19 protein-coding genes are annotated in these 20023 nt (G+C 37.7%); all 19 read left to right on the forward strand.

Going from position 1 to position 20023, the window contains the following annotated elements; all coding sequences use genetic code 11:
- Nucleotides 1-9: 9 nt before the first annotated feature.
- The 19 genes from CYL31_RS03955 to CYL31_RS04040 all read left to right on the forward strand — a co-directional run bounded on the left by CYL31_RS03955 (nt 10) and on the right by CYL31_RS04040 (nt 20005).
- Nucleotides 10-330, forward strand: coding sequence for a MarR family EPS-associated transcriptional regulator (locus tag CYL31_RS03955; RefSeq protein WP_212917678.1), 321 nt, complete (start codon nt 10-12; stop codon nt 328-330).
- Nucleotides 331-667: 337 nt separating this feature from the next.
- Nucleotides 668-1843: a nucleotide sugar dehydrogenase gene (locus CYL31_RS03960; protein ID WP_212917679.1), complete on the forward strand. Its 1176-nt coding sequence runs from the start codon at nt 668-670 to the stop codon at nt 1841-1843.
- A 70-nt stretch (nt 1844-1913) separates the two neighbouring features.
- The gene (gmd, locus tag CYL31_RS03965) at nt 1914-3041 is read left to right on the forward strand and encodes a GDP-mannose 4,6-dehydratase (RefSeq protein ID WP_212917680.1); all 1128 of its coding nucleotides are present in this window, start codon (nt 1914-1916) and stop codon (nt 3039-3041) included.
- A 1-nt stretch (nt 3042) separates the two neighbouring features.
- Nucleotides 3043-4008 (forward strand): GDP-L-fucose synthase, encoded by a 966-nt coding sequence (gene fcl / locus CYL31_RS03970; protein WP_212917681.1) that lies wholly within the window; start codon nt 3043-3045, stop codon nt 4006-4008.
- A 36-nt stretch (nt 4009-4044) separates the two neighbouring features.
- Nucleotides 4045-5358 (forward strand): flippase, encoded by a 1314-nt coding sequence (locus CYL31_RS03975; protein WP_212917682.1) that lies wholly within the window; start codon nt 4045-4047, stop codon nt 5356-5358.
- Nucleotides 5355-6038, forward strand: coding sequence for an acylneuraminate cytidylyltransferase family protein (locus tag CYL31_RS03980; RefSeq protein WP_212917683.1), 684 nt, complete (start codon nt 5355-5357; stop codon nt 6036-6038). The genes CYL31_RS03975 and CYL31_RS03980 overlap by 4 nt, the downstream gene beginning before the upstream one ends.
- Nucleotides 6035-8284 carry an N-acetylneuraminate synthase family protein gene (locus CYL31_RS03985; RefSeq protein WP_212917684.1) on the forward strand — a complete coding sequence of 750 codons (2250 nt, stop codon included), beginning with the start codon at nt 6035-6037 and terminating at the stop codon, nt 8282-8284. The genes CYL31_RS03980 and CYL31_RS03985 overlap by 4 nt, the downstream gene beginning before the upstream one ends.
- Before the next feature lie 7 nt (nt 8285-8291).
- Nucleotides 8292-9167, forward strand: a complete 876-nt coding sequence (locus CYL31_RS03990) for a motility associated factor glycosyltransferase family protein (protein WP_212917685.1) — start codon at nt 8292-8294, stop codon at nt 9165-9167.
- Nucleotides 9157-9858, forward strand: coding sequence for a CatB-related O-acetyltransferase (locus CYL31_RS03995; protein WP_212917686.1), 702 nt, complete (start codon nt 9157-9159; stop codon nt 9856-9858). The genes CYL31_RS03990 and CYL31_RS03995 overlap by 11 nt, the downstream gene beginning before the upstream one ends.
- A 533-nt stretch (nt 9859-10391) precedes the next feature.
- The gene (locus CYL31_RS04000) at nt 10392-11330 is read left to right on the forward strand and encodes a glycosyltransferase family 2 protein (protein ID WP_212917687.1); all 939 of its coding nucleotides are present in this window, start codon (nt 10392-10394) and stop codon (nt 11328-11330) included.
- 94 nt (nt 11331-11424) lie between these two features.
- Nucleotides 11425-12507: a hypothetical protein gene (locus CYL31_RS04005; protein WP_212917688.1), complete on the forward strand. Its 1083-nt coding sequence runs from the start codon at nt 11425-11427 to the stop codon at nt 12505-12507.
- Nucleotides 12504-13766, forward strand: coding sequence for a glycosyltransferase (locus CYL31_RS04010; RefSeq protein ID WP_212917689.1), 1263 nt, complete (start codon nt 12504-12506; stop codon nt 13764-13766). Before CYL31_RS04005 ends, CYL31_RS04010 begins: the two co-directional genes overlap by 4 nt.
- Nucleotides 13763-14521, forward strand: a complete 759-nt coding sequence (locus CYL31_RS04015) for a glycosyltransferase family 2 protein (RefSeq protein WP_212917690.1) — start codon at nt 13763-13765, stop codon at nt 14519-14521. The genes CYL31_RS04010 and CYL31_RS04015 overlap by 4 nt, the downstream gene beginning before the upstream one ends.
- A 61-nt stretch (nt 14522-14582) precedes the next feature.
- Nucleotides 14583-15536: a UDP-glucose 4-epimerase family protein gene (locus CYL31_RS04020; protein WP_212917691.1), complete on the forward strand. Its 954-nt coding sequence runs from the start codon at nt 14583-14585 to the stop codon at nt 15534-15536.
- Between the two features lie 12 nt (nt 15537-15548).
- A complete protein-coding gene (locus CYL31_RS04025) occupies nt 15549-16100 on the forward strand; it encodes a sugar transferase (protein WP_212917692.1) in 552 nt (183 codons plus the stop codon).
- A 379-nt stretch (nt 16101-16479) separates the two neighbouring features.
- Nucleotides 16480-18456, forward strand: a complete 1977-nt coding sequence (locus CYL31_RS04030; protein ID WP_212917693.1) for a polysaccharide biosynthesis protein — start codon at nt 16480-16482, stop codon at nt 18454-18456.
- 19 nt (nt 18457-18475) lie between these two features.
- Nucleotides 18476-18631 (forward strand): DUF5989 family protein, encoded by a 156-nt coding sequence (locus tag CYL31_RS20885; RefSeq protein WP_369920488.1) that lies wholly within the window; start codon nt 18476-18478, stop codon nt 18629-18631.
- A 29-nt stretch (nt 18632-18660) separates the two neighbouring features.
- The gene (locus CYL31_RS04035) at nt 18661-19620 is read left to right on the forward strand and encodes an SGNH/GDSL hydrolase family protein (RefSeq protein WP_212917694.1); all 960 of its coding nucleotides are present in this window, start codon (nt 18661-18663) and stop codon (nt 19618-19620) included.
- On the forward strand, nt 19613-20005 hold the full coding sequence (locus tag CYL31_RS04040) for a hypothetical protein (protein ID WP_212917695.1): 393 nt from the start codon (nt 19613-19615) through the stop codon (nt 20003-20005). The genes CYL31_RS04035 and CYL31_RS04040 overlap by 8 nt, the downstream gene beginning before the upstream one ends.
- Nucleotides 20006-20023 lie beyond the last annotated feature (18 nt).

Raw genomic sequence — 20023 nt, forward strand, 5'->3', positions numbered from 1 at the left:
GGTGCTTAAATGTTAACCGACGAATACCGCTACAAAATTTTAAAAGAACTACAGCAAGATCCTGATATTAGTCAACGTGAACTGGCCAAACGCCTAGATATTAGCCTAGGAAAAGCCAACTTTTGCCTAAAAGCACTAATAGAAAAAGGCCTGATAAAAGCGGAAAATTTTAAAAACAGCATCAACAAAATGGGCTACCTATACTTACTTACCCCAAAAGGCATAGAAGAAAAGGTTTCTCTTACGCAGCGCTTTCTGCAACGAAAACTAAAAGAACACGAAGCCCTAGAAAAAGAAATAGAACAACTACGCCAAGAAGTAAAAACATAATGCCCCGTAGGCCGGATGAGACGAGGCACGAGGTGTTACCCGGCTTTGAAGGATGAGCCGAGGAACGAAGATGTAATCCGGCTTTGAAGAGATGAATATAGGTACGAGACGTGATCTGACAATAAAAGTGATGTAACTATGTAAGTCACTTTTAATATACAAAACCGTAGGCCGGATGAGCCGAGAAACTCATTATGTAGGTCGGCCTTTAGGCCGTCAAAAGATATGCCGCGGCAAATCACTGCATTACGTAGGTCGCACCCGTAGGTCAGATGATCCGAGGCACGAGGCGCTTACCTGAAAACAATAGCGGCATTGAAAAATGAGACTAAACACAATGAAAAAATACAAAATCGCCATTGCCGGAACCGGCTACGTTGGCTTATCAAACGCCATGTTGCTGGCGCAACACAATGACGTCATAGCGGTGGACATTGTTCCTGAAAAAGTCGCCATGCTGAACAACAAGCAGTCACCTATTGTTGATACGGAGATCGAAGACTTCTTGGCAAACAAAACGCTTAACTTCACTGCCACGCTAGACAAACAAGCAGCCTATAAAAACGCAGAGTTCGTTATTATTGCCACACCGACAGATTACGACCCAAGTACGAATTACTTCAACACCAAGTCGGTCGAAAGCGTCATCCAAGACGTATTGGCGATTAACCCCAATGCGGCCATGGTGATTAAATCTACCGTGCCAGTGGGTTATACCAAAAGCGTAAATGAAAAATTTAATACGTCGAACATTTTCTTTTCGCCTGAATTTCTACGAGAAGGCAAAGCCTTACACGACAACCTGTACCCGTCTCGCATCATAGTCGGGGAGCGCAGTGAACGTGCTGAAGTCTTTGCAAACTTACTAAAACAGAGCGCTCTAAAAGACGATATCGAAATACTCTTTACCGACAGCACAGAAGCCGAAGCGGTTAAGTTATTTTCAAATACCTATTTGGCCCTTCGTGTTGCCTATTTCAATGAGCTAGACACCTACTGTGAGTCTCATGGTCTAGACACCAAGCAAATCATTGACGGTGTGTCACTAGACCCACGTATTGGCAACCACTACAACAATCCAAGCTTTGGTTACGGTGGTTATTGTTTGCCAAAAGACACCAAGCAGTTATTAGCGAATTACCAAGATGTGCCCAATAACCTGATCCGCGCGATTGTGGATTCCAACTCAACCCGTAAAGACTTTATTGCCGACTCTGTGCTTAAGCGTAACCCTAAAGTGGTTGGTATCTACCGACTCGTTATGAAAACTGGCAGTGATAACTTCCGTGCCTCGGCTATTCAGGGCATTATGAAGCGGATAAAGGCAAAAGGAATCGAAGTTGTGATCTACGAACCTGAATTACAGGAGAGTGAATTTTTTCATTCAAAGGTTATGAAAGACTTAGAAAATTTTAAAGCTGTTTCTGATGTGATTATAGCGAACCGCATGACAGGCGACCTGGATGATGTGGTTGCTAAAGTGTATACCCGTGATTTGTTTGGGAATGATTAGGGCGTTATCGGCTTAGATAAAACTAAATTATTTAATTAATTTTAATTACGAAAAAATGGAAATGGAAAAAATGAAGAAAAAAGCCCTTATTACCGGCGTAACGGGTCAAGACGGCTCTTATTTAGCTGAGTTTTTGCTTGCAAAAGGCTATGAAGTGCATGGTATTAAACGTCGAGCGTCTTTTTTTAACACTCAGCGTGTGGATCACATTTATCAAGATCCGCACGTGGATAATGCAAACTTTATTCTTCATTACGGTGATTTGACCGACTCTTCTAATTTGACGCGTATTTTGCAAGAAGTGAAGCCTGATGAAGTGTATAACTTGGGCGCTCAGTCTCACGTAGCAGTGTCGTTTGAATCCCCTGAGTACACAGCCGACGTAGACGCTATGGGCACATTGCGTTTGTTGGAAGCCATTCGTCTTCTGGGTTTGGAAAAAACCACCAAGTTTTATCAAGCGTCTACATCTGAACTTTATGGCCTTGTCCAGGAAACGCCACAAAAAGAAACCACACCATTTTATCCTCGCTCTCCATATGCCGTGGCGAAAATGTACGCTTACTGGATCGTGGTTAACTATCGTGAATCGTATGGTATGTACGCTTGCAACGGAATTTTGTTTAACCATGAATCCCCTCGTCGTGGTGAAACCTTTGTGACTCGTAAAATTACTCGTGGCTTGGCAAACATCGCCCAAGGTTTAGAGAAATGCTTGTACATGGGCAACATGGATGCTTTACGTGATTGGGGCCATGCGAAAGATTATGTGCGCATGCAGTGGATGATGCTTCAACAAGATCAGCCAGAGGATTTTGTGATTGCCACAGGTGTGCAATATTCAGTGCGTCAGTTCATCGAATGGTCTGCTAAAGAATTGGGTGTGAGCTTGAAGTTTGAAGGTGAAGCCATAAACGAAAAAGCCATTGTTACCGGAATTGAAGGTGATAAAGCACCAGCTTTAAAAGTAGGCGATGTAGTGGTACAAATAGACCCACGTTATTTCCGTCCTGCAGAGGTAGAAACTCTATTGGGTGACCCAAGCAAAGCGAAGCAAAAGTTGGGTTGGATTCCAGAGATTACAGTACAAGAAATGTGCTCTGAAATGGTGGCGGAAGATTTGAATATTGCCAAACGCCACGCCTTCTTGAAGGCCAATGGTCATGACATTTCAGTATCGGTAGAGTGGAGTCACTAATATGTTCCCAAAACGCATTTTTGTGGCTGGGCATAATGGTATGGTGGGCAGTGCACTTGTCCGCCAACTCTCTCAGGATGCAAACAATCAGATCATTACAGCAACCCGCCACGAGCTAGACCTAACAAATCAGCAGGCAGTGCAGGATTTCTTTGCAGAGCAGTCTATTGATGAAGTGTATTTGGCAGCAGCAAAAGTGGGTGGTATACATGCAAACAATACTTACCCAGCAGACTTTATTTATGAAAACCTGATGATCGAAGCCAACATCATTCATGCCGCGCATAAGCGTGATGTTCAAAAGCTGTTGTTCTTGGGGTCGTCTTGTATTTATCCGAAATTGGCCGAGCAGCCAATGCGAGAAGAAGCTTTGCTGACAGCGACTTTAGAGCCAACTAACGAGCCGTATGCGATTGCTAAGATAGCGGGAATCAAGCTTTGTGAAAGCTATAATCGCCAATACGGTCGTGATTATCGTAGTGTAATGCCTACAAACCTTTATGGTCCTGGTGATAATTTTCATCTAGAAAACAGCCATGTGATCCCAGCCTTGATTCGTCGTTTTCATGATGCAAAGGAATCGAATGCAACAGTCGTTATGGCATGGGGAACGGGAACGCCTATGCGCGAGTTTTTGTACGTGGATGATATGGCGGCAGCATCTATTTTTGTGATGAATTTAGCTGAATCAATTTATGAGAAAGAAACACAGCCGATGTTATCGCACATCAATGTAGGTACTGGTATTGATTGTACGATCAAAGAGCTAACAGAAACGGTTGCGAAAGTTGTAGGCTACCAAGGAAAAATTGAATGGGATACCAGCAAGCCTGATGGCGCACCAAGAAAACTGATGGACGTATCTCGCTTGGAAAGGTTAGGTTGGCAAGCGACGGTTGGTTTGGAACAAGGTTTAACTAAAAGCTATCAGTGGTTCTTGTTAAATCAAATGGATATTAGGCATTGATGTTCCCCGACGATAATTTTAACTATGAAGGTGGACATGTTAGCTAAAGTGTTAGCATTACGACATCACCAAGGTTTTTTAAAATACTTAAAAAACACTAGCTGGATGATGGCTGAGAAATTTTTGCGTATAATTTCTGGCTTGTTTGTCGGTATATGGGTGGCACGCTATTTGGGACCTGAGCAGTATGGTCTCTTCAGTTATGTTTTAGCTTTTACTGCTATATTTGGTGGTATTGCCAAACTTGGACTAGACGGCATAATAGTACGTGAGCTTATAAATTACCCTGAAAAACGTGACACCTATCTAGGTACCGCTTTTGGGCTCAAAGTTATTGGGGCATTTTTCGTCATTGGGTTAATTGCTGCGATCTTGCCTTTTACCAGTAATGATGTAACAACTAACCTTTATATTTTTATTATTGCCGCAGGCTTTATATTTCAGAGTTTCGAAGTTGTCGAATTTTATTTTCAAGCGCAAGTATTGGCTAAAATTATTTCCATATGCAAAGTTATCCAACTCGTCTTATCGTCGGGCATCAAAGTTTATCTCGTACTCACCGAGGCAGAATTGTTCTGGTTTGTGCTTATCAGCGCGTTCGATGCTCTGAGTTTAGCTGCTAGCTACTTTATTGCATATAAGCTGAAAAAAAATCAAAACTTCTACAAACATTTTGATCTAAGTATTGCCAAAATGTTACTTAAAGACTCCTGGCCATTGTTATTAGCGTTAATTTCCTCCATGCTTTACATGAAAATTGACCAATTAATTATTGAATATTATTTGGGTTATAGAATGCTGGGGTACTATTCAGCGGCAATGAGATTTTACGAAGCTTGGTTAATCGTACCTGTTGTATTTAGTATCTCAGTCATGCCATTAATATTAAAAAAGAAAAGGCAAAGTATACAAGAGTATGAAACAATTTTAAGTGTTCTTTATTCATTTATTTTTTACTTGAGTTTGTTTTTTTCTATATTTGTTTTTACATTTAGTGATTTTATAATTAGGTATACATTTGGTCCCTCTTTTTACTCTATGTCCTCATCAATGATACTACTTGCTTTTGTTGCGCCAATTGCAGCTATTGGCTCAATGTCAGTTAGAGTTTTGATCGCTGAGAATTTACAGAGCTATGTTTTTTATAGAACTTTATTAGGTTTAATTTTTAATGCAGTTTTAAATTTTTCTCTCATACCATTGTACGGTATTGAAGGTGCAGCATTTTCGACTCTTATTAGTATGTTTGTGGCTCACTATTTGATGAGTTATATTGGTAAGGATTTAGTTTTTCTTATTAGAGTTATTAATAATGGTTTAACGTTTAAATACTTAAGGAGGGTCGTTTGAATATTGTATTCATAGCCGCTCGTGGTGGTTCGAAAGGTGTTCCGGGTAAAAATATAAAGCATATAAATGGTAAACCACTAATTGTGTGGAGTATTGAACAGGCATTATTGGCTGACTGTGTGGATGATGTATATATTTCTACAGACTGCGAAAAAATCAGAGAGATTTCTCTAGAATATGGAGCAAAAGTGCCTTTTTTAAGACCTGCTGAAATATCTGGTGATACTGCATCTACTGAAAGTGCAGTTATGCATTTTATCGACTGGGCAGAAAAAAATAACTTAATAATCAATAATTTAATACTAATGCAGGCAACTTCACCTTTTCGTTATTCCAGACAACTTGATAAAGCAATGCGGCAATTTGAAGTGGAGCGAGCTGATAGTCTCGTTACAGTGACAAAAACACATCGATTCATTTGGAAGAATAAAGCTGAACCCACCGCTTCATACGACATTTTTAATAGGCCAAGGCGTCAAGATATCTTACCTAAGGATGAAATATATTTTGAAAATGGATCTTTTTATATTTCGAACTTAGAGACATACAAAGTTTATCAAAACCGTCTGGGTGGTAAGGTTACTATGTTTGAAATGTCGCCAGAAGAGTCTTTTGAAATTGATGATTTATTAGACTTTAAATTGGTTGAGTTTATGATGCAACAACATGGAATAGAATGATGATATTGAATAAGAATATTACTGGCTATTTAATTTCAGCAGATGCCACTCTTCAAGAGGCTCTAGCTAAAATAAATGAAAATAAACACCGTCTTGTCTATGTGGTTGATAATACAAATCATTTATTGGGAAGTCTATCGGATGGTGATGTCCGTCGCTGGTTATTAACTAATTCAGCACTTGATCTTGCTGTGAAGGTTATTCACGTTGCGAAACAGCCTTGCTTTTCAATGCAAGTTGATGATGAAGCAGATGAGATTGAAAATGCATTCAATGAGCGTATTTTATCAATACCTTTGGTGGATTTACATGGGCACTTAATAGCAGTAGCAGAGCCTCGTCCTACTTATTTTCAAATCGGTAGTAAGCGAGTGTCTCAGTATGATCCAGCTTTTATCATTGCTGAGATAGGTAATAATCATCAAGGGGATATTCAACTTGCAAAAAGACTTGTTGATCTAGCAGTTGAAGCTGAGGTTGATTGTATTAAATTCCAAATGCGTAATGTGAGTAAGCTATACCGAAATGCTGGTGCATCGTCTGATGCTTCAGCAGATCTTGGTGCTCAATACACACTAGATTTATTGGCAAAATTTCAACTAACGGATGACGAACTTTTTGAGGTTTTCGACTACTGCAAATCAAAGGGCACTTTGCCTTTATGCACGCCTTGGGATTTAGACAGTTTATATAAACTTGAAACCTATGGTATGCCTGCTTACAAGGTTGCGTCGGCGGACTTCACAAACTACGAATTGCTAGAAGTACTAGCTAAGACTGGGAAACCAATTATTTGTTCAACTGGAATGTCAACTGAAACTGAAATTCAGTCGACAGTCTCATTCCTAAAGAAAAAACATGCTCAATTTATTTTGTTGCATTGTAATTCAACATATCCAACTCCATTCAAAGACGTCAATCTTAACTATATAAAACGATTAGCTACATCGACTAACTCTTTAATTGGTTATTCTGGACATGAGCGTGGTTGGTCCGTACCTGTTGCGTCAATTGCCTTAGGAGCAAAGGTTATTGAGAAACACTTTACAATTGATCGCAGTTTAGAAGGTAGTGATCACAAAGTTTCGTTACTCCCTAATGAGTTGAAGCAAATGGTTAAACAAATTCGACAAGTAGAAGAAGCGTTAGGGAATGATAAACCACGTGAGATAACTCAAGGTGAATTAATGAACCGTGAGGTTTTAGCTAAAAGTTTGATTATTAATCAAAGCCTCAATGTTGGTGAGGTTATTACTGAGTCGATGATTGATATTAAGAGTCCAGGTCAAGGATTGCAGCCAAATCGAATTCATGAGCTCGTTGGTAAAACATCTATTCGTGAGTTCAAAACAGGCGATTTCTTTTTTGAGAGTGATATAAGTGGTCAATTTAATAAAAAGGGACATTATAATTTCAATCGCCCATATGGGATTCCGGTTCGATATCACGACTATCAAGCATTAACGGCAGACTTGGATTTAGATTTTGTTGAGTTTCATCTTTCTTACCGTGATCTTGAAGTTACGCTATCTGAATATATTAAGCCAAGTGATGCCCTAGGTTTTGCCGTTCATGCACCAGAGTTATTTGCTGGTGATCATATTCTGGACTTAAGTTCTGAAGATGAAGTTTATCGTAAACATTCAATCGCTCAGTTAACACGGGTTATTGAGCAAGCTAAAGAACTTATGCATTATTTTCCAAAAACGAAAAAGCCTGTAATTGTAGTGAATGCAGGTGGTTGGAATACGCATGGATTTTTAAGTAAAGAAATAAAAGAACAAAAATATGCGCGAGTTAAAGCCTCATTCGAAGAGATGGACTTAATGGGGGTAGAAATCGCCATTCAAACTATGCCCCCATTTCCATGGCATTTCGGCGGTCAAAGCTATCATAATCTATTTTTGGATCCCTATGAAATCCGAGATTTCTGTAAAAATACTGGTCTGAAGGTTTGCTTGGATATTTCACATAGCATGATGTCATGTAATCATTATGGATGGGATCTTTACGATTTTGTTAGAATAGTTGCACCATATAATGTTCATATGCATATTGTAGATGCCAAAGCTGATGATGGCGAAGGTATTCAGATAGGCCAAGGTGATGTTGATTTTGAAAAGCTTGGTAGACTATTGAATGAAGTATCTCCTAACATTCAGTTTATCCCCGAAGTATGGCAAGGTCACAAAAACCGCGGTCAAGGTTTTTGGTCTGCACTAAGCTATCTTGAACGTATGCTTTAGGATTGAAATGAAAAGAATAAAATGGCTAATGAAAATATTTTTACCAAAGTTTTTAATAGACTATATGTTTTTATTAAGAAATAAATCTATATATATGAAATATAGAAATCTTACAGGAAGAAATGTACAGTTTAAAAATAAAGGAAGCTCAAAACGTGTTTTTATACTTGGTAGTGGCAACTCTTTAAAAGAAAAAGATTTAATTAAAATGAAACATGAAAATATAATTGTTTTAAATAATGGTATTGCAATTGATTTTTATGAAGAAATTATGAGTGGTGAAGGTACTAAAATACATTTAATTGCACCAATACATAAACCACAAGAGGACGAAGAGTGGATTGCTTGGTTTAAAAAACTTGAAGCTGATATTCCTAAAAATGTTGAAGTATTTATTGGCTTAAATTCTTATAAAAGAAATGCTTATGAGCTTATAAAAGAAAATTCACTTTTTTTGAAAAATAAAATTAATTGGTATTTTGTAGGCAAGGATATGCCAGAACTAGCTCCATTAAGTTGTAGATCAGGGCTAGATTTCTCTAAAATAATATACTCGGGTGAAGCTGCAAGTATTTATGGACTCATACTTGCAGAATATTTTGGGTTTGATGAGGTATATTTATTAGGTATGGATCATGATTATTTTTTGCATGATAATGAAGCTACAATGAGAGTCTATGATAAGTCTGAACATCAAAAAAATGAATTTGAAAGAACCTTTGGCGATAATTTTTATATTAATGAATTTTATCGACAATATTTAATTTTTAAAAAATATAAGAAGATGCAGATTTCTTTTAAATCTCATATTTACAGTTGTTCTGGCCCAGTGCTAAAGATCTTTGAACGCATTGATTATGATGAGGTTTTTGATGATATATGATTTTATTAAGGAAATAATTAGAAATCCTATTACTATTTATTTTAAAAGATTTTTTTCTTCTAAGATATTAATGAAAAAAAAATCGCATAAAAAATTAAAAGTTGGATATAATTCCGTTTTAAAAAATTCTCAATTTGGAATGTACAATTTCATTTACAATGATTGTATTATTTTAAATGTTACTTTTGGTGATTTCACATATGTGGCGAGTGGTACAAACATATCGAATACTAACTTAGGATCATTTTGTAGTGTAGGGCCTGAATGCCGTATTGGGCTTGGAACGCATCCTTCAAATGATTTTATTTCAACGCATCCCACATTTTTTTCTACGCTTGAACAATGTGGCACGACCTTTTCGAATGATGATTATTTTAGCGAGTTTGCTGATATTAAAATAGGGCATGATGTTTGGCTTGGTTCCCGTGTTACTGTTTTTGATGGTATAAATATAGGTAATGGTGCAATTGTTGGGGCTTGTGCTGTTGTTACTAAAGATGTTCCTCCTTATGCAATTGTTGGAGGTGTACCCGCTAAGATTATACGATATCGCTTCAATCAAGAACAGATTGAGGTTTTACAAAAAGCAAAATGGTGGGAACTAGATTCGGAATTTCTAAAGCAACATTTTAAATCAATGCATAATTTTGAAGATTTCATGGAGATGATTAAGCTTTCTCAATCTTTATAAATGTTTCGATTTATATATTTTGATGATTAAGTAATCAGTGTTCTCATAGTCTAAAAATTTAGATTTAGATAGATCTATTGTTTAAATATAGCTTTGTCGAATTTTTATTATAAACATTTAAGGCAGGTTTTATATAGAATAGCTTCGATTATTGAGTTGAGTCTAATTTTTTGCTTCTCTTTTGAGCGCCCGTTATTAAAGTAGGCTTTTGAATATGAAGTGCGTTAACTCGCTGGCATCAGCGATGGCAGTATCGCAAAACATATTGGTACCATCAAGCAAGAAACCTCCGCCAAACTTTTAGAGTGATTGTTTGGTGAATAAGGAGGATGCGGATATTCTGGCGTTCGGTAAAGTAGAATTTAATGAAAGCGTAACGCCTGCTGAACAACTCGCAGGATTGTTCCGTTTGTTTGCAGAATAATTTGTAGAAACCAGCGGTGGCAAGTCAGCCGAAATGTTGTTTGACAGCCTAAGCCTCTTAGCCCGGCTAAAATCCCTGCAACGCAAAGAACCCAATACGGAAACGATAAATGACTGACATAATCAGACTTGAAGAACAGTACTGCACAACTCGTCGCATGACTAAAGCCGACTCGCAAGCCATGGAAGAACTTTTGAAAGCCTTTAACAAGCCAGAAGACAAATTTGAAACAGTACTCTTCCTCCCCGAAGGTGAAAGCCGTCAAGGACAAGGTGGCCTCCGTACACAGGGCTACTTCAAACAAAGTAAAGAGGGTAAGCCATTAATAACTGTAGTTACTGTGGTTTATAATGGTGAGAGTCTTTTAGAAGAAACCATTTTAAGTGTAATCAACCAAACTTATGACAATGTTGAATACATCATTATAGATGGTGGTTCTAGTGATGGAACATTAGACATTATACGAAAATACCAACATGCTATCGATTATTGGGTGTCTGAAAAAGATTCTGGTATCTATGATGCAATGAATAAAGGTATTGATTTAGCGACAGGCGATTGGATTAATTTCATGAATAGTGGAGATTGTTTTTATTCATCAACTATTTTGTCGGAAATTTTTTCGAACTTATCCTCACAAGATGAGATTGTAATATATGGCAATCGTCAAGTAATTTATCCAAGCGGTCGTGCACGACTTGTTAAAGCTGGGTTGATTAATAATTTATGGAAAGGTTCTCAATTTTGTCATCAAGCTAGTTTTACTAAAGTTCAATATCATAAAATGAATATATTTGATATAAACATAAAAATCGTTGCTGATTTTGATTTTTTTTATAGAGCCTGGAAAAATGATGAAAAATTTAAATATGTTGATATTGTTTTAGCAAATATTGAGTCTGGTGGTATTTCAGACTTGAATAGAATTGATTCGATTTTGGGATGCTGGACCCTTGTTGATAAAACCTTTAAAAATAATTTTTTTTATTGCTTTCTTATTATAAAAGAAAGTCTAAAAGATAAGGTGAAGCGTTTTGTTAAGGCATAGTTTTCTAGATGATTTATTTAGGTATCCTACATATTTTATATTTTTTCTATTTGTTTTTTTTCCTTATATCTCATTCGTAAACTTGGGTTCTGATATGCAACCATATGGACTTTTGGTTGCTTTTTTATTGTTTTTTTGCTTAAGAGTTAAATTTTCCTTTTCTCAATTATGTTTGTTTTTTTTGTTTATTTTTTCTTTTTTCCTTCTCTTAATAAGCGGCGTTAATTTTACATCTTTAAGATCTTTTTTTAATTATGCGTCTTTATTTTTTATAAGTTATATTTCGTTTTACGTGTTGAAGTCTGAACGATTTAATATTCAGACTCTATTGAAAATATCAATATTAATTTGGTTTTTTGTCGGTTTTCTGCAATCAATTTACAGAAAAGATTTTTTGACATTTTTAGTTTCTAGTTCAAGAACAACAGAAAACAGAGGTGTAACAGGTCTGGCGCCAGAACCAACATTTTATGGAATCGTATTGATATTTTTTATTTTATTTTTGTTGCATATGGATTTTCGTTTTAAAAGGTATTATATTTTACTTTGTGTTTTTGGTATTGTTTTTTTAGCTAAATCATCTATGGCTGTACTTTTTCTTGTTATTATGATTTTTTATTACATACTCACCCATGCAAGTGTTAAATATCTTTTATTTAGTTTGATTTTAATATTTTCAACGCCCTTTCTTTTTTTTCAATGGTTTGAGGGGACAAGGCTTTCATTTTTATTAACTAATGTAGTTGAAGATCCTGCTGGTTTATTGTTAGTTGATGCAAGCTTGAACGATAGATTTTTTCATGTTTTTTTCTCTATGAAAGGTTTTTTTGACAACTTTTTTTTACCTAATGGCTTTTTAAATTGGAATCAGTATGTACTGACTCAAATTCCGATTTATAGTAATTGGGTTATCGTTGAATGGTTTTCTGTAGGCGGTCGAATTATGTCTGGTTATGGAGGAGCGTTTTATGAATTAGGTTTATGTGCTTTACTAATACCGGTGGTTTTGTTTTTTGAGCTTTTTTCTATATATAGGAATGATGTTAAGAAGTTTTTATTTTTTTTCTTTTATATAAATACAATAATGTTTTCTGCTATACCAATTGGTTTTAGTTTTTTTGCTTTTTATATAGGTTTCCTTGGTTATGTTAAATATAGAAGTAGGTTGGGAGTGTGAAAAAAACAATTAGGTTTATGTCTTTTTCTTTTCATAAAGGAGGTGCAGCAATTGCTGCTAAGAAATTCTTTGAGCTTTCTCTGGGGTATGGAGAGAATTATTCAATAAAATTTATAACTCAAGATGACGCATATCGAATTTATTTAATAAAGCGATTGGTGTCCTTTTTTTTGCAAAAACTACAGTGCGATTGTAACCCAATAAAGCATTCTTTGAATCTTTTTTCATATCCACCAATAGTTAAGTTTTTTAAAAATACTTCGAGTTCTATATGTCATTTACATTGGGTTAATAACGATACTCTGAGTGTTTTTGATTTTGATAAAATACCACCAGGCTCTATATTAACATTGCATGATGAATGGTTGTATTGTGGCTCTGAGCATTATTATAAAATAACTGATGAAAACTACGATTTTAAAAACGGTTATAGTTTTTTTAAAAAAAATGTTTTTGGTATTCATTGGAATTACATTATTTGGGAAATTAAAAAGAATAAACTTACACATAGGAAAGACCTGATATATACAGTTCCATCTACTTGGATGTTAGAAAGAGCAAAGTCTAGTGTGATTTTAAAAGAATCGGATGTTCGTTATCTGCCAAACCCAATCGATACGGATGTTTTTACACCTTCGCTTTCAGGCGATGTTGCTGATTTTAGAGTGAAAAATACATTTGATAAGGATGATTTTGTTTTTTGTTTTGGTGCAATTGGCGGTAAGAAAAACATACTAAAAGGTGTTGTTTTTTTAGAAGATGCTTTGCAAGCTTTATCTAAGTCACTATCTGATGAAATAAAAAAGAAAATAAAACTCATCGACTTTGGCGGCTCTGTAGCTAAAAGTGATATTTTTGGTTTCAGTAGTATTTCTGTTGGTCATATAAGTGACTCTAAAGAATTGGCATTACTATACTCATCTGTTGACTGTGTTGTTGTGCCATCTATGGTCGAATCCTTCGGACAAGTTGCTGCTGAATCTTTGTCTTGTGGTACACCTGTTTTGTGCTTTGATACATCGGGATTAAGAGACATAGTAAAACATAAGCATTCAGGTTTAATTGCAGAAGCATTTTCGGTTCAATCGCTTGCTGACTGTATGTTAGCGCTAATCGGTATGTCGCCAGATGAAAGAAAGGCTATGGGGAGAGTTGGCAGAGAGCATGTCGTTAGTCAATTCTCCTATCCTGTCATTAGAGAGAAATATTTTAAGATTCTAGATGATGCAGAATCTCTTCAAAAAAGATTTTTGAAATGAAAATATCAGTTATTACCGTATGTTATAATAGTCAAGAGTTCATAGTTTCTGCAATTGATTCAGTTTTATTTCAATCTCATGATGATATTGAGTATATTATTGTTGATGGTGAGTCAAAGGATAATACTGTTTCTATAATAAGTGCTTATAAAAATAAAGTGGACCAATTCGTGAGCGAGCCAGATAAGGGTATTTATGATGCTATGAATAAAGGCCTAGCCTTAGCTACTGGAGATGTGATTGGTATCCTCAATTCAGATGATTTTTATCCACATCCAGACATTATCACTCAAGTGGCACAAGCTTTTGAGAGAAGCCCTAATGTTGATATGGTGCTAGGGAATGTCGATTTTGTAAAATCAGATAACCTTAGTTTACCTATGCGATTTTACTCTTCTTTTAATTTTTCCCCTTGGAAAATACGTTTTGGGTTTATGCCAGCTCATCCAGCTGCCTTTATAAAAAGATCTGCTTACGAAAAAGTAGGTTCTTATGCGTTGGGTTATAAAATCGGTGCAGACTTTGAATGGTTTGTTCGGGCATTATTGATACATCGCCTTTCTTATGTGAAGTTAAATCAAACCTTAGTTAGAATGCGAGAGGGGGGAGTTAGTACATCTGGAATGAAAAGTTACTGGTTGACTTCTAAAGAACAAATTCGAGCATTACGTGATAATAATGTTTATAGTAATTTTGTATTTGTATTGAGTAGACTTCCTATTAAATTCGTACATAAAATAATAAAAAGAAAATAATGTTAATGATGTCTTTATAAGTAAATAATACTGTATATATTTAAATTATAGTGAGGGGGAAATGCCAAAATCGATTTTATTGACTGGATCAACAGGGTTTGTTGGCTCTAACTTATTAAAGACTCTTCTATTAAATGCTGAGCAGATAGTTAAGGCTGCTGTTCGTTGCTCTATGAATAGCGATAATACATTTTTTTTTGATGCGGGTGAAATTAATTCTAAAACAGATTATTCATCCATGATTTATAATACTGATGTCGTGATTCATCTCGCTGCCCGTGTTCACATCATGAATGATAATTCCTCCGATCCTTTATCGGTATTTCGTGCTGTAAACACAGAAGGAACGTTAAACTTAGCTCGTCAAGCCGCAGAAGCTGGTGTGAAACGCTTCATTTTTTTAAGCTCTATTAAGGTGAACGGTGAATCTACGTCTGGTCGTCAGCCTTTTTCGGCGTTTGATGTACGTAGTCCAGAAGACCCTTATAGCCAGTCTAAATCCGAAGCGGAAGAACAGCTTTTAGCGCTTGGCAAAGAAACGGGCATGGAGATTGTGATTATTCGTCCACCGCTTGTTTATGGCGAAGGAGTAAAAGCCAATTTTGCGTCTTTGATGAAACTGGTCGGTAAAGGTTTTCCCTTGCCGTTTCGAGCGATTAATCAGAATAAACGTAGTTTAGTTTCTGTGTATAACTTGGTGGATTTGATTAAGGTGTGTATTGATCACCCTAAAGCCGCGAATCAAGTGTTCTTGGTGTCGGATGATAATGATTTATCCACTGCTCAAATGGTCGCCTTGATGGCTAAAGCTCAAGGCAAAGCGAATTTATCACTTCCTGTTCCTGTCTGGTGTTTCAAACTGGTTGGTAAGCTTTTTAAGAAAGAAGCGGTGGTGGATCGTTTAGTGGGGTCTTTGCAGTTGGATATAGAACATACCAAGAATACGCTGGGTTGGGCACCGCCTTATTCTGTGGAGCATGGTTTTAAATTGGCGGCTAAAAAAGCGTCGAAGTAATTGGATGATTAAATGATGCGTTTGTTAGATTTTGTGTTTTCCTTACTGGGATTGATCTGTGGATCTCCTGTTTTGTTGGTTATTTACATCATTGGCTTATCTGACACGGGTTCGCCTCTTTTTCGTCAGGAACGGGTTGGACGTAACCAAAAGCCCTTTGTTCTAGTGAAATTTCGTACTATGTCGGTTGATACCGCTTCGGTGGCAAGTCATTTGGCGTCCACATCCTCTATCACTAAGTTGGGTGGCTTTTTACGTCGTACTAAATTGGATGAGCTTCCGCAGCTTTGGAATGTATTGAAAGGTGAAATGAGTTTGGTTGGCCCTCGTCCAGGGTTATTTAATCAAACTGAATTGACTGAAGCGCGTAATGCTAAAGGTGTGTTTGATGTGCGTCCTGGTATTACTGGGTTGGCGCAAATATCTGATATTGATATGTCGACACCTGGTTTGCTGGCGGAAACCGATGCTAAGATGATTCGAGATATGTCTTTGAAAAACTATTTCGTATATATCATCAAGACGGTTACGGGTAGTGGTTCAGGCGATAGAGTTAAAGGGTAGTAATGATTTTCGCAAACCTTACATGCATATTGTTTGCAAAATTGGCGTAAAATGCTTTTACTTAGGTTTGTTGTGGGTTAAGTCTCAGATTACATATTCTTGCCTTGATTCATCTGACCTACAGGGTGGAGTTTTAACCCCTCCCTAACCCCCTCCCCTTGAAGATAAGGGGGGTGTGATGGTCAGATTACATCTTCGTGCCTTGATTCATCTGACCTATGGGGTGGGTTTTAACCCCTGCCTAACCCTCACCTGAAGATAAGGGGAGGGGGTTGTCAGATTGCATCTTCGTACCTCGATTCATCTGGCCTACGGGGAAGTTAGTTTTTAATGGATAGTTAGTAAACATGATGTTTAGTTTTAGTACATATAGGTGTACATGATGATAAAAAAATTGGATTTTCTCTGGTCTCTTCCTCGTTTTTATAAGCGCCTTATTAGTTTGGCGGTTGACTCTATTTTTGTGTACCTTGCTTTTGTTTTTGCTTATTGGGCACGTCTAGGTGAATTTAGCACCTTTAAAAACCAATCTATTTGGTTTGTAGTCGCAGGTACTATTGCGGTTACTTTGTTAGTGAATGTGAAGCTCGGTTTATATAGGGCGATTCTGCGTTATTTAACTTTTCATGCTTTTACTGCCATTTTGTGTGGTGCCGCTATTTCTGCATTGAGTATTACGTCTTTTGCGTATTTCTTTGAAGCGAATGTTCCCCGGACTGTGCCGATTATTTATTTTCCTTTCTTGGTTATGTTGTGTGGTGGTTCTCGTGTTTTGATTCGTGGCTTATTGACTCAGGCTCCACAAAAAGGATCAGAATCTGTCTTGGTTTTTGGTGCCGGGTCTACTGGTCGGCAGCTTACTTTGGCGCTTCGTCAGGCTTCTAGCTATCGCGTAAAGGGTTTTATCGATCGAGATCAATCTTTAGCCAATACGATTATTCAGGGTGTGCCCGTTTATGATGTCGATAAGGTGGGTGAATTAATCGAAAAATACGATATTGAGAAGGTATTGCTGGCAATTCCTAAGGCGAGTCGCTCAGAACGGAAGCAAGTGATCGAGCAGCTTATGCCTTATCCTGTGGAAGTGCTTACTGTGCCAGACTTTAATGACATAGTAACTGGTAAGGCAAAGGTTAGTGAGCTACAAGACGTGGCTGTCGATGATTTGCTAGGTCGTGATGTGGTAGAGCCTGTTGCCTCGTTAATGCAGGCAAATATTTCCGGTAAAGTAGTCATGGTTACGGGAGCTGGCGGTTCGATAGGCTCGGAGCTATGTCGTCAGATTATCGCCCAGCAGCCGAGTACACTAATTTTATTCGATGTGTCTGAATACGCTGTGTATCAGATCGATAAAGAGCTTACTGAAATTCTTGTGCAAGAGTCTTTTAATGTCAAAATTGTCCCTTTGATTGGTTCTGTGCAGCGTATTAATCGATTGGCGTCGACCATGAAGGCTTTTGGGGTGAATACGGTTTACCATGCGGCCGCCTACAAACACGTGCCATTGGTTGAATACAATGTAGTGGAAGGCGTACGAAATAATGCTTTTGGGACTTATTATTCAGCTAAAGCGGCGATAGAAAGTGGTGTGGAATCCTTCGTATTAATCTCTACAGATAAAGCTGTTCGACCAACTAATGTCATGGGCGCAACAAAGCGCATGGCGGAGTTAGGGCTGCAAGCCTTGGCAGAAGCTGAAGCTAAAAAAGCCGCGAAGCAAGAAAAATTTACCCGTTTTTGCATGGTGCGTTTTGGTAATGTGCTTGGCTCTTCTGGCTCGGTTATTCCAGTTTTTAAAAAGCAAATTCTTGAAAACCAGCCTATCACGGTGACACACCCAGATATTATTCGCTATTTCATGACCATCCCAGAAGCGGCTCAATTGGTGATTCAAGCCGGTGCGATGGGCAAAGGCGGGGATGTGTTTGTATTGGATATGGGTGAGCCCGTTAAAATTGTCGATCTGGCAAAGAACTTGATTCGTTTGTCTGGTTTGGAAGTTAAGTCTGACGCTAATCCAGATGGTGATATTGAAATTCAATTTACGGGGCTGCGTCCTGGAGAGAAGCTCTTTGAAGAGTTGCTGATTGGCGATAACGTACAAGAAACCCAGCACAAACGTATTATGACCGCTAAAGAGCGATTTTTGTCTTTATATGATTTCGAAACTACTATGGATCAATTGGACAAAGCTTGCCACGATTTTGACCATGAAAAAGTACGTGAGATCTTGATTGCAGCGCCAACCGATTTCCAACCAACCGATGGTATTGGAGATTTAGTATGGAACGCGAGAAAAGCACAGCAAGAAATAGAAAGTGATTCGAACGTCGTGTTATTAAGAAAAATAGATTGAATTTACAGGTATTGTGCATATGAAAGAGATTTTTTTAGAGTTGCTTGGGTTCTTTTTTTCAAAGAAAACAAGGATCGTTTTAATTCCGTTCTTGTTGGTTTTATTGATTTTTTCAGTTTTCTTTGTATTATCAGGTAATGCGACGTGGGCACCGTTTGTTTACGCGATATTTTAATTTTAATTTTGTTGTTTGCTGGATAAAGAATGAAGCCGCTCTCTCTTATTAAGAATATTGCTTTTGCGTCATTAGGTGTTTTTTTTGCTGTCCTTGTAGGGGAGGGCGTTGTTCGTTTGGCGACGTTAAACCAAGAAAATTACGTTATTGAAATGTGGCGTTATGCTAAGGAGTTAAAAGAAGAAAGTTCAGATTCGCGAATAGGTCACCAGCATGTACCCAATCGTTCAGCTCAGTTGCAAAATGTGTCCATTGCTATCAATGAATATGGCATGAGAGGACCACAGCCAGATTTTTCTGCTACGCATAGAGTTGCCGTGGTGGGTGATTCTGTTGCTTTGGGTTGGGGGGTATCTGATGAGCAAAATTTACGCGGTCAACTTTCCCAGAAACTACCGGCTGGCTATGATGTGGTTAATTCCGGTGTGGGTAATATGAATGTCGAGCAATCTGTTCGTATGTGGCAGAGCTTACGTTCTAGTGTCCCGGCCGATATTGTTGTTGTGCTGGTCACGCCAAGGGCTACGGCTCAGGTGGTGACGGAAAAGCCTAGTTGGTTGGTAGAAAATAGCCAGTTATTTGCCCTAATGATGACCTTTGTTAATCAGCTTAATAGTGGTGAATATGGTGAAGAGGCATTAGTAAAGGGCTATCAGGATCAATGGCGTAGCCCAGAAGGAAATGAAACTCTTGATAATGCGTTTGCCATCTTAAAAGACATTGCGGTGCAGGACAGTGCCGAGATTATTGTGGTATCTATACCTGAGATGCACGATCTAAATACTTATCAGTTTGCTTTTATGGGAGACGCCGCACGTGAAATGGCAAGCAAATATGGCTTAGAGTATATTGATCCCTTGCCTTTTTTAAAAGGGCCAGATACACAAGCCTTTTGGGTCTCTAGCCGAGATATCCATTTGAATGGCAAAGCGTTTGAGATTATCTCTGATTTGGTGGTGGCAAAAATCAGTGAGAAAGCAGATGAGTAATGTGATCGACTCTGAGGTTAAGCCAACTCGCATTAAGTTATTGTCTTTGTGCGCTGGTTTATTAATATTTAGCACTATTATTAGTTTGGCTACGGGCACTCTGTGGCCTTGGCTGTTGCCTCTTGCGTTAGTGCTGTTTGTGTTTGCTGCTTTTGCGCCTCTAAGATTGATGTTTGTGATCAGAGGGATGGATTATTTTCACCTGCGCTTTAGAAAGGTATTGACGTGGTGTTTTTTCTACTTCTTTGTGGTGCCTTCTTGTTGGGTTATTCGAATGATTCGTCCTACAATTATCCCCTTGGCGATCAGTCAAAAAACATTGTCTTATTGGGACACTTCAGAAAAAAAACGTTTTACAGCCGACGATTTTATTAAGCAGTATTAATTATTTAAAGGGCGACTC

Source organism: Marinomonas sp. A3A (assembly GCF_018336955.1).
Taxonomy (GTDB): domain Bacteria; phylum Pseudomonadota; class Gammaproteobacteria; order Pseudomonadales; family Marinomonadaceae; genus Marinomonas; species Marinomonas lutimaris.